Genomic DNA, 13,273 nt, shown 5'->3' on the forward strand with positions numbered 1-13,273 from the left:
CATTCCGCCGCATTGCGGCTCGTGCGAAGCCTTTATGTGCATTGCCGCAACACCGTTTTACGGTAAAAATCGTCATTGTGGCGTGCATATCCTCTTAGTGAAGTGTTATGGTATATTTCCAAAAAGGAAAGCTGCCTTATGGCAGCTTTCCTTTACCAATATGTTTCACGTGAAACATTTCCCCAAATTCATTAGTTCTCTTTTATTGCTCTTCTCCACCATCTCCTCCATTCTTTAATACCTTCAGTAAATTATCCAAATTTGTAACATCTAATTTGTTGATAAGGTAAGAGGTACCATTATCCTTAACAGCAACATAAAAATTTTCATCAAATATATAGTATGATACTTCTTCTCTCGCGTCTTCGTTTTCAAATATAAACTTCCATTCAGGATCCCCGTCTGCTTGATAAGTTTCTTCTAATCTTTCTTTGGCTGAAATATTCACTACGCCGTTGAAAAAGTTTTTAAAACTGTCCTCTTCGGCTTCTTCTCCATTCACATAATAGAGCTCCTCTCCTTCTCCATCTTCATCAGTCTTCTTCTCTATTGAGAGAACATCTTTTACCCCTCCATGCTCAACACTCATAGATTTGAGATCCGTAATTGAATAATAATTTACTTTTAGATTCCAATAGTCGGAGACTGTTTTTCCCAATAAGTTTTCCAGTGAATCATTACTCATCGTATAGATTTCTCTCGAACCATCTACACATACATAATAATTGTTATCCTCCTTATTTCCAATCTTCAACAGAATCTCCTTGTTTTCTATTTTGGTCTCTTCATCATCCGATTCACTATCTTCTTCCTTTAACTCGACTTCCTGATGATATTTTACTAAAATTTCAGCTTCTGGATTCTCCAATCCATATTTTGAATAATCCTCACAATTATAATCAATAAAGTCCAAATAAGAGAGACTATTGATAGAAGTTGCAGCTTGCGAAGCCGCTGAAGAATCTGCCTCCTCATTTACGTTTTCTGTCTCAATCATCCAACCGCTTGACACTTCTGAAGATATTTTCAGGGTATATGAAGAATCACTCTTCTTTACCTGTATCTCATCAATTTCATTTGAAGATATCACTGGAAATGTTCCAGCCTCTGCATAGTCATAAAGTTTTCCATCATAGAGAGATACAAAACTAGATTCAATCATATATACCGTATCCTTTATGTCATCGATGATTGCATAGTAACTTTGAGTAGTCGTATTCATGTCTCCTATCTGAATAGTCCTTTTTTCACCTTCCGTAGTATAGATTTCAATTTTCCTACCAGAATTATCTTTCAGTCCGTACTCACTCAAGTCATCTACGTCTTTTAATTCTTTATCAGAAGTAATCGACTCTAATCCATCCACAGTCTCCTGTAATTTCTCTTCATCGACTGGAAAATTCTTATCATCGGCATATATCCATTTATCATCCTGCTTCTCAAAGGTTACTGTCTGTTCATCTAAAGAAAAAGATATTTTTTCCACGTTTTCGGCTGGTATTGATAATATTTCTTCTGCCGTCTTCTCTTCATTCTCCTTTTTTTCATTGATATTTTTCAGAGAAACATACGTTATTATCAGCAAAACCAATGCCAAGACAGAGAAAACAATTTTTAAAACATTCTTCCTTTTCACTGTTTTCTCCTCCTCATCCATATAACAACACCTAAAATCAAAATTGCTCCAGGAATTACTAGAATGAGACAGATGCTCCAGCTTCCGGCCGCATGACCAGTCCAAGTCAAATATGAAACTGTCAGATCTTTTGCCTGTACAGATACAGTATTCTCGCTCTTACACATCCAGCTTAGACAGTCCATGACCAAGTCAATATTTCCGCCCGACACCATCTGATTTACCTGTTCCTGTAGTATCGCAGAGGTTGAAAAATACACAATCTGAGTTTCTGTATCTTCATCCACTTCCTCCCGAATAGAAACTGCCGTGTCAAAGGGTCCATCTATGTCACCTTCCTCCTTTTCCAGTGTCTCACTGTTCATGTTCACCTTAGAATAAGAAGAAGTCGTTGTAGAGAGTAATGACTGTATATCCAGACTGTCTCTATATTTATCTATCTTTTTAATTCCTTGCGCAACCGGAACAAGAACATATGTTCCCTTTTCTTTCAAATCCTGTGTAATATCTGTGCTATTTATATCAGGAACTAAATAATATGGCATCTGTGATAAATAATGCTGGCTGTCACCCTCAAAAATAATTCCATCTTCTCTTTCCACACCGTATGTTCTGAGAATCTCATCAAAATTTTTCATGTCCTCCGCAGTATAATCGGAAAAGATTAACGCTTTTCCACCATCTTCCAGGTACTCAATCACTGCATTTTTTTCATCTTCTGAAAAATCACTTGTCGGAGAATTTATAAGGATACAGTCAGCATCCTCCGGAACCTTTCCCTCTGTCAGCAAATTTAAGCTTTGTACATCTATGTTACCCTTTTTAATGGACGATTCTAGAGATGAACTCAAGCTACTCTCTCCATGCCCCTCTATATTGTACATCATCGGTAAATCATTTGAAGTTACATAAGAAATCGCACTCGTGAGTTGCCCTTCCCCATCAAATCCTGTCGTTTCATAGGACATGCTATATGAATTCATTTCCTGCTGGTACATAGAGCTGTAGTCTACTATTTTGCTCTTATCTTCGCATACCACAATCACACTGTTTTCCGCCAACTCTTCAGACGTATATTTATCTGTAAAGCTAGGATGAAGAACAGGGTCCATCTGCTTTACTTTGATATGCGAAGAAGCATCCTCATATCGTTCCAGCAATTTTTCCACAGTTCCATCCTTGTTATCGGACTGTACAATAAAGTACATGGTGACATCTTCATCCAAAGATTTCAACAATTTCTGTGTCTCATCTGATATTGTATATAACTTCTGTTCACTGACATCAACCTGTGTATATTGAGAGGGAATCTCTGCCATAACTAAATTCGCAGCTATCACTATCGCAATCACGATAGCTGTAATTGCAATACTATAAGACCCTTTTTTCATCTGTTTCTTATTGATTGTCCCCACAAGTCCTTTTCCATTTATCTTAAATTTTTTCATAACTTGGGCCCTCCTAATTCCAGCGTCTCTTTGCAATGGACTGTACTGTCAAAAAGATACATACAATTACCACTGACAAGAAATATATAATTCCCTGTATGTCCAGAATTCCATTGATAAAATTATCAAAATGGCCGCTAATATTGAATATATTTAAAACCTTTTGAATTGCCCCCTCAAATATACTCGCTTTAGTCAGATATGCAATCAAAAGCGCTACCTCTGCTGCTACACCAATTGTCACCGATATAAATGTATTATGAATCATCGTATACAATCCCCATGTAAGGACAGCCAACACCACGACAAAAGCCGCATAGGAGGTAAATGCTGTTTCTGAAAAAAAGGAAGAAATTCCTTCTGTCACATGGCAGGCAAACAACACTAAAAACGTAAGCACCGCCGCGATTACCTGGCTCTCTGTCACCGCAGACATAAATACACCTATTGCCAGATTCGCGCATCCCAACAGAAAAAATCCTAAAATAGCAGAGTATGCCGACCCTAAAGTCACCTCTCCATACTGTCTGAGTATCAAAGGATAAAAGCACAATATAACAATGGGAACTAAGTAGATTGTCACCAACGCTAAATACTTACCCATTACAATTCTTCCTATAGAAACCGGAGAGGTAAAAAGAAGCTGGTCTGTCTTCTGTCGCCTCTCTTCTGCAAGTATCCTCATCGTCAAAATTGGAACTGCAATTAGAAAGACAAAGGTTCCCGCGCTTAAAGTAACCTCAAACTTGGGATAAGCTGCCCCGATGTTATAGCTTGTAAAGTATATACCTATCAGTACAAGAATGAAGGAGATAAAAAGATATCCGATCACAGAAGTAAAATAAGTCTTTAATTCTTTTTTATAAACTGCCAGCATCTTCGTCATCCCCCTTTTCCAGAATCTCTTCCTCTTCTAATTCCTTTTTTTCCAGGAATCCTTCACGCTTTTTTTTAAAAAAGGATTTTCTCTCCGGTTTCTCCTCCTCTTTGTCTGAATCCTCTGTCAGCTCCAGGAAAATATTTTCCAGAGATACCTGATTCATCTGCATTTGGAGTATTGGGCACCGAACTTCAGACATTTTATAAAAAACATCCTCTCTCACATCTGTCTTCTCCACAGTCTTGATTGTGACATCCACTGCGTCTGTCTCGTTTGAGGACTCTTTGATCTGATATTCTTCTAAATTTTCCATCTCTTTTAAGGCAGCTTCTACCGTCTCCTTGGTCCCTTTCACCGTAATTTTCAACGTATTCGAACCCAAAGCCAACTGACTGAGATTATCCGGCGTATCACTGGCCACAAGCTTTCCATGGGAAATAATTAAAATATAATCACACACCGCACTCACTTCTGAGAGAATATGCGAACTTAAAATTACAGTATGTTTTTCTTTTAAACTCTTAATCAAATCCCTGATTTCAATAATCTGCTTTGGGTCCAGGCCGACTGTAGGCTCATCTAAAATAATGACTTCCGGATATCCCAAGATTGCCTGTGCCAGCCCTACACGTTGGCGATAACCTTTGGAAAGGTTTTTAATCAGTCGATGGGACATATCCGTTATTTTCACTAACTCCATAACCTCAGATATATCTGACATTCTTCTTTCCTTTGGAATTTTCTTTAACTCCGAAACAAATTTCAGATATTCTTCCACTGTCATGTCCCCATAAACCGGCGGCTGTTCCGGCAGATAGCCAATACACTTTTTCGCCTGCTCCGGTTCCTCCAGGATATTGTGCCCGTCAATGAAAATATCACCGCTTGTAGATGCGATATACCCTGTTATCATATTCATTGTCGTCGATTTTCCTGCTCCATTTGGCCCCAAAAAGCCATAAATCTTTCCTTCTTCGATTGTAAAACTGAGATCATCCACCGCCAAATGATCTCCATATCTCTTGACTAAATTTTTTACCTCAATCAAATAATCTCTCCTCCTTCAAACTTAGATTTAAAAACAGAGAACCCTCACGGTTACAGTTCATGCCTCCAATATTCCGCGAGGTGTTTTGTACATTTGTACAAAAATCCCGAGACGTATTTGCACCAAACTGCTGTAAACAGCAGTTTGTGTGCATCACGAAGCATGTTACTGCTCACGAACTGTAAGTGAGTAAACCGTAACACCTCACAGTCACAGATCAATTCTACGATTTTTTTGTGATGGAAATGGGGTAGAAATGTGTTTATAATGTGAAAGAAGCAGAGACATCTCCATATCTCTGCTTCTCAATAAATGCTTCATTTGTTGTTAGATCAAAGGCTCCTTCGTCGGCATTCCGGCCTTTCTCGGATATCTTTTCAAGGTATTTTTCGCCTTCTCCACAATTACCAAAGAACGGTCAATATCACTGTCAGGCAGCTGAAAGAAAACAACTTCTTTTTTTCTACCTCCCAGCAATTCCATCGCCTTTTTCGAGTTTTCCAGCTCTTCCTGTATCTTTCCTGACTTATATGGAACAAACCAACCACCTACCTTCACGTAAGGAAGACAGTATTCCGACAAAGAGGCTAGATTCGCAACGGCCCTAGAGACACACAAATCATACTGTTCCCTGTATTCTTTCCTGCGAGCGTATTCCTCTGCCCTTCCATGAATCGCCTCTATATCCTTCAGACACAATCTCCCTATCACTTCATTTAAAAATTTAATTCTCTTTTGCAACGAATCCAACAATGTAATCTTCAATTCTGGAAATACAATTTTCAGTGGAATTCCTGGAAATCCAGCACCAGTACCCACATCAATCACCCTGCTTATCTTTGTCAAATCTACTACTTTCTTCACTGATAGGCTGTCCACAAAATGCTTTTGCAGCACTTCTTCAAACTCTGTGATTCCCGTGAGATTCATCACTTTATTCCACTCAATCAACAGTTCATAATATTGAACAAATTGTTCTCTCTGTCTTTGTTCAAGCTGTATTCCCAATTCTGCGCATCCTCTGTCCAAAACTGTGAGATCGTACATCTTATTCCCCCTCTCTTTTTTTATAAAATCTAGGCATATATACAAGGAGCACAGATACATCCGCAGGAGACACACCTGCTATTCTCGAAGCTTGACCAATAGACATTGGACGATATAATTTCAGTTTTTGCTTCGCCTCAATTCTTAGTCCGCTGATCTCATCATAATCAATATTCTCAGGTATCTTTTTCTCCTCTAATTTTTTGAACTGTTCCACCTGTTTTTTCTGCCTTCTGATATATCCATCATATTTTATGTTGATATTGACCTGTTCTTTTACATCCCAAGGAAGCTGCGGACGTTCTGGGTCTATTTCAGCTAAGATTTCATAATTCAGCTCCGGACGCCTAATCAGCTCTGCAAGCGTTGTTCCACTCTTTAAGGCCGTACTTTGATACCTTTCTAGTACGTTCTGAACCGCTTCTGAAGCTCCTAAAGTCACATGTTCTATCCTCTTAATCTCCCTTTCGATTAATCGCTCTTTTTCCAAAGTTCTTTGATAAACCTCTTCGTCGATCAATCCCACTTCATATCCTTTTTTTCTAAGCCTCAAATCCGCGTTATCTTGTCTTAAAAGCAGCCTGTACTCCGCCCGGCTAGTCATCATTCGATAGGGTTCATGATTTTCTTTCGTGACCAGATCATCAATCAACACTCCTATATAAGCCTCCGATCTGTCCAATACCATGAAATCTCTACCCTGAATCTTTAAAGCGGCATTGATTCCAGCCACCAGTCCCTGAGCGGCCGCCTCCTCATAGCCGGAGCTTCCATTGAACTGTCCCGCGCTGAACAACCCCTTTATATTTTTAAACTCTAAAGTCGCATTTAGCTGTCTCGCATCGATACAATCATATTCAATCGCATAGGCACTCTTCACAATTCTGGCGTTTTCCAGTCCTGCCACAGATCTGTACATCTGATACTGGACATCCTCAGGAAGAGAGCTGGACATTCCACCTATATACATCTCGTTCGTATACAGTCCTTCTGGTTCGATAAACACCTGATGTCTATTTTTATCTGCAAAACGTACCACTTTATCTTCAATAGACGGACAGTATCTAGGACCTGTTCCTTCAATCATACCTGAAAACAACGGAGACCTGTCCAGATTCTCCCGGATAATCTCATGCGTTCTCTCATTGGTATAAGTCAACCAACAGGAAATTTGCGGAATCTGTACACTTTCCGGATCTGTAGAAAAAGAAAATGGTACAATCTTCTCATCCCCGAACTGTTCTTCCATCTTACTGTAATCTATGGAATTTCCCGCAATTCTGGCCGGTGTCCCCGTCTTAAAGCGATACATCCTTATTCCCAATTCTCTCAGAGAATCTGTCAGATGGTTTGCCGCCTGAAGACCGTTCGGCCCCGTATCACTGCTCACATTGCCGTAAATACATCTCGCTTTCAAATAGGTACCCGTACACAGAATCACCGCTTTACAGTCATAGACAGCTCCTGAATAAGTCTCCACTCCTGTAATCTTTCCGTCTTTCACAAGAAGCTTCGTTACCTCACCCTGCTTTATGGTCAGATTCGGAGTATTTTCCAGAGTCTTTCTCATTTCATTACTGTATCTTTGTTTATCCGCCTGAGCACGCAGAGAATGTACTGCCGGTCCCTTTGAGCGATTCAGCATTTTGGACTGCAAAAAAGTCTTATCTATATTTTTTCCCATCTCCCCGCCAAGTGCATCCACTTCCCTTACCAAGTGTCCTTTTGAACTTCCTCCTATATTGGGATTGCACGGCATCATTGCAATACTGTCCACACTCACAGTAAACATCACGGTGGAAAACCCAAGCCGTGCACCAGCAAGAGCCGCCTCACATCCGGCGTGTCCTGCTCCAACTACTACGATATCATACGATTCCGTCAGCCGTTTCATGATTTCTCCTTTCTCACTTTCCTGTACAAAATTTGCTGAAAATCTCATTCACCAGATCTTCTCCCACAGATTCACCCAGAATTCTTCCCAGTGCCTCATATGCATTCATGAGATCTATAGAAAAAAAGTCCTCCGGCATTCCCATAGATATACTTTGTTCCACTAATTCCAAGCTGTGATAGGCTTCTTCTAAAGCTTCCTTCTGACGAACATTTGTGATATACACTTCATCATTAAAAGTAATATTTCCATCAAAAAACATCTCTTTAATTTTTTCCACCAGATCTTGAATTCCTGTTTCCTCTTTTGCGGAAATTGGTAAAACAAAATGTCCTGTTTTCACCTTCAACTCTTCTTCTTCTACAACTGACTCTAAATCCGTTTTATTTAAAAGAACAATCGCCTGTTTTCCTTCCATCATTTCTATAATTTTCTCATCATTTTCATCCAATGGAACAGAAGAATCCACAACATACAGGATTAAGTCCGCTTCTTTCCCCATTTCCTTTGCTTTATCCACACCGATCTGTTCAACCAAATCCTCTGTATCCCGAATCCCGGCTGTGTCAATAATTTTCAATGAAATACCTGACAGAGTAATACATTCTTCCAGTACATCCCTAGTAGTACCCGCAATGTCTGTCACAATCGCTTTATTTTCCCCTATTAAAAGGTTGAGAAGAGAGGATTTTCCGGCATTTGGCTTTCCGAGAATGACTGTCTGAATTCCCTCTCTTATCATTTTGCCTTCTCTTACAGTACTCAAAAGCCGGTATATTTTTTCTTTTTCCTGAGTCGTCGTCATTTTCAGTTCCTCCCCATATCCATCTATACTGATATGTTCCGGATCGTCCAAAGCCGATTCTATATAGGCGATGTGATAAATCAGAGAAGACCTGATCTTCTCGATTTCCCTTTTCACAGAACCTTTAAGCTGACTCATAGAACTTTTCAGAGCAAACTCATTCTTAGAATTTATCACATCTATAACAGCCTCCGCCTGTGACAAATCCAGTTTTCCGTTCAAAAAAGCTCGTTTCGTAAATTCTCCGGGCTCTGCTGTTTTCGCTCCGTGCTTCAAAACCGTATCCAAGACTCTTCTCATTGCGCAGACTCCGCCATGACAATCAATTTCTACGGTATCTTCCCCTGTGTACGTCCTTGGAGCTCTCATGACCATCACTAATACCTCATCGATCATTTCCTCTTCATCATAGATATAACCATAATGAATGGTATGGGATGGCACTTGGTCTAACTGCTTTTTTCCGTTTTTCGATCGATATATCTTTTTTATCACATCCACCGAATGCTCACCGCTAATTCTAACAATTCCTATCCCTGAAGCACTCATAGCTGTGGATATCGCTGCAATCGTTGTATTCATAACCGATACCTCCCCAATATTTTATACCTTAGTATAATAAGTTTTTCTTATATAGGAAAGGACTTTCATGCATTAGCATGACAATGCCTTTCCTATTACATAAAAAAATGTTATTCTAGGTTCGCACACGTACAAGTCGTGTTATTCACGCTTTCACCTAGAATAACATTTTTCTGTTCATTCATACAACTTTAAAGTTTTTCAAATACTGATATTCTTTAGATTATCTTTCCCTTTTGAGTTTTACGACTACATGACGGTAGGGCTCCTCTCCCTCACTTGTCGTCTCCACATAGCGATTTCCCTGAAGCGCTGAATGGATAATTCTTCTCTCATAAGGATTCATTGGCTCTAATACCACGGCTTTTCTGGTCTTTTTAACCTTATAAGCGATACCCCTGGCCAAGTTTTCGAGAGTTTCTTTTCTCCGCCTTCTATAATCTTCCGTATCTAATTTCACACGGATGTATCCCTGTCTGTTTTTATTTACTACCAAGCTCGTTAGATACTGAAGAGAATCCAGAGTCTGTCCTCTTTTACCAATCAGAATTCCCATATCGTCGCCAAGAAACTCCGCTTCCAGACAGCCGTCCTCTTTATTGTAGACAATCTTAATCTCCACATCAAGACTCATCGCCGCAAAAACTTCATCTAAGAATTTTTTTGCTCTGTTTTCGATTTCCTTTATTTCTTCTGGATTCGTGAGTATCTCTGTCTGTTTTGCTGGTTTTTCCTTCACTACTTTTTCTTTGACAGGTTTTTCTTTGATAGGCTTTTCCTTCGCTATCTTTTCTTTACCTGTCTTCTCTTTAACCTCAGCTTTTACTATATCTTGTCTTTCTTCTTTCTTATGAGTATTCTTGGTATTTTTCTCCCTGGCAGGTCTCTCTACCTGGGGTTTCTTTGAGACCTTTTCCTGCTTCAATTCTACTGTAGGATTTACAGTCTCCACAACTTCTTTCTCCAATTCCTTCAGGGATTCTTCTTCTATAATCTCTTCTGCCTTTTTTCTAGCTTTAATAATAGCTGGCTTACTGCCTATACCAAAAAATCCTGAACTTCCTTCACTTACTACAATAATATCCAATTCATCACTGGCAGTTCCCAGCTCAATAGCCGCCTTGGTAATCGCTTCATTTTTTGTCTTTGCAGAAACCTGAATATACTCTTCCATTTGTAATCCCCTCCAATTCGATTACTTTTTCTTCTTATTCCTCTCATCAAATTCTCGAACCATATTAGCTTTCGCCGCCAAACTTCCAGGTTTTGCGTACTGTGCATTCTGATAAGACTGTTCTACCTTCTTCTCTCTTTCGGAACTTCCTGCTCCTTTAGTATTTTTATCAATATTTCTCGCATTCTGATGAGCCTGACTTGTAATTTTCTGTGGGGGAAGACCTTGCTTTTCTCGTTTCTTTTCGGCCTTCTTCATATTTTCTTCAATCAGAACTTGCATATCAATTTTGCTCATATGACGATTGATAATCACCTGTTGAACACTACGGATAACAGCACCAGAAATCCAGTATATACCGATACCAACTGGCAATGTTAGACACATTACTGCCGAAAATACAGGCATAATTGTATTCATAGTCTTCATAGAATTCATCATAGGATTATCTTTATTGTTATTATTATTCTGACTCGCAGTAGGCATTAAACGGAAATTCAGCCACTGAGTCAGCCATGCCAGCAGTGGTACTAGCACTGCTGCTGCCAATACCAACCAAGAACCGCTTCCAAAAGCTGATTTAATAATCGTCAAAGGCTGGTCTGCGATATTCAACACACCAAAAATCTGCATATCAGACAGACTACTGGCTGTACTTTGTATTACATCAGAAAAACCGGCAAATTCCTTGATATCGGCAAAACTTCTCCACTGATCTGGAGAAAAACTATATAACACATCAATGACAGAATCCTTTGTGGCATTTGCCCCATCCATGATAAGCTTTGCACGGGTTACATGGTTGTCTGTCATAAAATTCTGAATTAAATCACTATAACCGCTGACACCGACAATCTGATTTACTACATCAGTAAATACACCTTTCACGCTTCCTACATATCCAGGTATTTTATAAATTACCTGCCATAACGCCATCAATATTGGAAACTGGATAGCTAACTGCACACAACTTCCTGTCGGTGAAACGCCATATTTTTGATAAACCAGAGAAGTTTCTTCCTGCATTTTCTGCATGGAAATCTGGTCTCTTTTTCCTTGATATTTCTTTTGAATCTTTGTGATCTCCGGCTGCATAACCGCACTTAATTTAGAAAATTTCTGCTGCTTAATCTGCAGAGGAGTCATCAGTAAATACATGAGAATTGTAAAAATGATAATACAAAGACCAATATTCTCTATTCCAAACATACTGTTCAAAACTTTGAAAATACCGTCCATGATCCAACCCAAGACAGAACCTATTTGTCCAATGATGGGGATCCCATTTTTTGTCGCTATTAATAATTCCAAAACTATTTCCTCCTGAACTTAGGGTACCGGATCATATCCACCTTTGGAAAATGGATTACATCTTAAAATCCTCCAAATTGCCAGCAATCCGCCCTTTATTGCTCCATATTTCTGTATTGCCTCCAAGCCATACTGTGAACAGCTTGGAAAATACGGACATCTTGTTCTCTTCATCGGAGACAGATATTTTTGATAAAATTTTATAATTTTTATCATAAATTTCTTTAACATCTTACCTACCTGATTGAATTTTATGGTTTTCTCCTAAATGAAGAAGCGCTTGTTCGATCTTCTTATAATTTTGATCTTTTGCAGATACTCTGGCAATTACCACAATATCATACCCTACCTGAAATCTGCTTTCATTCAGACGATAACACTCTCTTATCAATCTGGTCAGCCTGTGTCTTACTACACTGTTGCCGACCTTTTTGCTTACTGATATTCCCAAACGATTTTTTTTTAACTCATTTTCCAGCACATACATAACTAGATAACGGTTTGCAAGTGATGTTCCACAACGATAGACGATTTGAAAATCTCTATTTTTTTTTAACGACTCCGAAAATTCCATAAATTTTTCCTTCTCTTTACTCTCTAGGACTCCTGTCCCTTCTTATTTATATATGCCGTCTAAATTTACCAAGAGAAGAAAAGACCACATAAATGCGGTCTTATGCTGATAATTTCTTTCTTCCTTTTAATCTTCTGGCAGCTAATACTTTACGTCCGCCTTTTGTACTCATTCTTGCTCTGAATCCATGAACTTTTGCTCTGGATCTCTTCTTCGGCTGAAAAGTCATTTTCATAGGTCAGCACCTCCTTTATCTATTCTTAAATTCTGCTATTTTTCTTCATAGAACATCATTTCCATTATATTCATAAACATTGTCTACGTCAAGTATAAAGTAGAAAATAAAAGTTTTTTCTGTAACTATTCAGCCATCAGCGAAGATTCCGCCGCGTGTGCGACGGAAAAGCATAGACCACTGCGAATCTGAGTTTAAACGGCTCAATAGTTACTTTTTTCTTTTATTTCGGTTTACGTAATATTATCCACAAATTGTGGATAACTTGTGGATAACTTTACTTTTTTCCGTGGATTATACGTGGATTTATTGTGTATGACTGGTTTTACTATCCACTATTTCTACACATTTTTACCTTAAACCCCTTGATTTTACAAGATTTTTCATTTTTCGCTCAGTTATACACATTTTTAAAGCTTTTCATTTATTATGGTAACTTTTTATCCCCATATCCACATAGAAATCTTTAGATTTCCACCATGATATCCCCATTTTAGGATTGCGAAATACACATATTTATTATAATATATATACGGGTAAGTGTTGTCTTTTGCCAGAAAATTTTTTTCATATTTGTACATACCTCAATAAGTATGTCGTATTGGACAAGCTCAATAAGTATAGATTAGGAGATGCAAG

General features: G+C 38.7%; 12 protein-coding genes. All 12 read right to left on the reverse strand.

The features are described 5' to 3' along the window. Nucleotides 1-202: 202 nt before the first annotated feature. Nucleotides 203-1,657 (reverse strand): DUF4340 domain-containing protein, encoded by a 1,455-nt coding sequence (locus BLHYD_RS17140; RefSeq protein WP_005952358.1) that lies wholly within the window; start codon nt 1,655-1,657, stop codon nt 203-205. After that, the gene (locus tag BLHYD_RS17145; protein WP_005952361.1) at nt 1,633-3,084 is read right to left on the reverse strand and encodes a GldG family protein; all 1,452 of its coding nucleotides are present in this window, start codon (nt 3,082-3,084) and stop codon (nt 1,633-1,635) included. Before BLHYD_RS17145 ends, BLHYD_RS17140 begins: the two co-directional genes overlap by 25 nt. Before the next feature lie 13 nt (nt 3,085-3,097). Continuing rightward, nucleotides 3,098-3,961 (reverse strand): ABC transporter permease, encoded by an 864-nt coding sequence (locus tag BLHYD_RS17150; protein ID WP_021844441.1) that lies wholly within the window; start codon nt 3,959-3,961, stop codon nt 3,098-3,100. Further along, on the reverse strand, nt 3,945-5,012 hold the full coding sequence (locus tag BLHYD_RS17155) for an ABC transporter ATP-binding protein (protein ID WP_005952365.1): 1,068 nt from the start codon (nt 5,010-5,012) through the stop codon (nt 3,945-3,947). The genes BLHYD_RS17150 and BLHYD_RS17155 overlap by 17 nt, the downstream gene beginning before the upstream one ends. A 327-nt stretch (nt 5,013-5,339) precedes the next feature. Continuing rightward, nucleotides 5,340-6,059, reverse strand: coding sequence for a 16S rRNA (guanine(527)-N(7))-methyltransferase RsmG (rsmG, locus tag BLHYD_RS17160; RefSeq protein WP_005952367.1), 720 nt, complete (start codon nt 6,057-6,059; stop codon nt 5,340-5,342). 1 nt (nt 6,060) lies between these two features. Then, complete coding sequence (mnmG, locus tag BLHYD_RS17165; protein ID WP_005952369.1) at nt 6,061-8,001, reverse strand: tRNA uridine-5-carboxymethylaminomethyl(34) synthesis enzyme MnmG; 1,941 nt, start codon at nt 7,999-8,001, stop codon at nt 6,061-6,063. Further along, the gene (gene mnmE, locus BLHYD_RS17170; protein WP_021844445.1) at nt 7,967-9,340 is read right to left on the reverse strand and encodes a tRNA uridine-5-carboxymethylaminomethyl(34) synthesis GTPase MnmE; all 1,374 of its coding nucleotides are present in this window, start codon (nt 9,338-9,340) and stop codon (nt 7,967-7,969) included. Before mnmE ends, mnmG begins: the two co-directional genes overlap by 35 nt. A gap of 223 nt (nt 9,341-9,563) precedes the next feature. Further along, nucleotides 9,564-10,514 carry an RNA-binding cell elongation regulator Jag/EloR gene (jag, locus tag BLHYD_RS17175; protein WP_021844446.1) on the reverse strand — a complete coding sequence of 317 codons (951 nt, stop codon included), beginning with the start codon at nt 10,512-10,514 and terminating at the stop codon, nt 9,564-9,566. A gap of 21 nt (nt 10,515-10,535) precedes the next feature. After that, a complete protein-coding gene (locus BLHYD_RS17180; protein WP_005952421.1) occupies nt 10,536-11,825 on the reverse strand; it encodes a YidC/Oxa1 family membrane protein insertase in 1,290 nt (429 codons plus the stop codon). An 18-nt stretch (nt 11,826-11,843) separates the two neighbouring features. Beyond that, on the reverse strand, nt 11,844-12,056 hold the full coding sequence (gene yidD, locus BLHYD_RS17185; RefSeq protein ID WP_005952423.1) for a membrane protein insertion efficiency factor YidD: 213 nt from the start codon (nt 12,054-12,056) through the stop codon (nt 11,844-11,846). Between the two features lies 1 nt (nt 12,057). Next, on the reverse strand, nt 12,058-12,399 hold the full coding sequence (gene rnpA / locus BLHYD_RS17190; protein ID WP_005952424.1) for a ribonuclease P protein component: 342 nt from the start codon (nt 12,397-12,399) through the stop codon (nt 12,058-12,060). A 100-nt stretch (nt 12,400-12,499) separates the two neighbouring features. Beyond that, a complete protein-coding gene (gene rpmH, locus BLHYD_RS17195) occupies nt 12,500-12,634 on the reverse strand; it encodes a 50S ribosomal protein L34 (RefSeq protein ID WP_005952426.1) in 135 nt (44 codons plus the stop codon). Nucleotides 12,635-13,273 lie beyond the last annotated feature (639 nt).

The sequence above is a fragment of the Blautia hydrogenotrophica DSM 10507 genome (assembly GCF_034356035.1).
Taxonomy (GTDB): Bacteria; Bacillota; Clostridia; order Lachnospirales; family Lachnospiraceae; genus Blautia_A; species Blautia_A hydrogenotrophica.

Bases quoted from the DNA above. Each gene is read 5' to 3' on its own strand.
- BLHYD_RS17140 (WP_005952358.1), bottom strand. From the start codon at position 1,657: ATGGATGAGGAGGAGAAAACAGTGAAAAGGAAGAATGTTTTAAAAATT.
- mnmE (WP_021844445.1), bottom strand. From the start codon at position 9,340: ATGAATACAACGATTGCAGCGATATCCACAGCTATGAGTGCTTCAGGG.
- jag (WP_021844446.1), bottom strand. From the start codon at position 10,514: ATGGAAGAGTATATTCAGGTTTCTGCAAAGACAAAAAATGAAGCGATT.
- rpmH (WP_005952426.1), bottom strand. From the start codon at position 12,634: ATGAAAATGACTTTTCAGCCGAAGAAGAGATCCAGAGCAAAAGTTCAT.
- yidD (WP_005952423.1), bottom strand. From the start codon at position 12,056: ATGTTAAAGAAATTTATGATAAAAATTATAAAATTTTATCAAAAATAT.
- BLHYD_RS17145 (WP_005952361.1), bottom strand. From the start codon at position 3,084: ATGAAAAAATTTAAGATAAATGGAAAAGGACTTGTGGGGACAATCAAT.
- rnpA (WP_005952424.1), bottom strand. From the start codon at position 12,399: ATGGAATTTTCGGAGTCGTTAAAAAAAAATAGAGATTTTCAAATCGTC.
- rsmG (WP_005952367.1), bottom strand. From the start codon at position 6,059: ATGTACGATCTCACAGTTTTGGACAGAGGATGCGCAGAATTGGGAATA.
- BLHYD_RS17150 (WP_021844441.1), bottom strand. From the start codon at position 3,961: ATGCTGGCAGTTTATAAAAAAGAATTAAAGACTTATTTTACTTCTGTG.
- mnmG (WP_005952369.1), bottom strand. From the start codon at position 8,001: ATGAGATTTTCAGCAAATTTTGTACAGGAAAGTGAGAAAGGAGAAATC.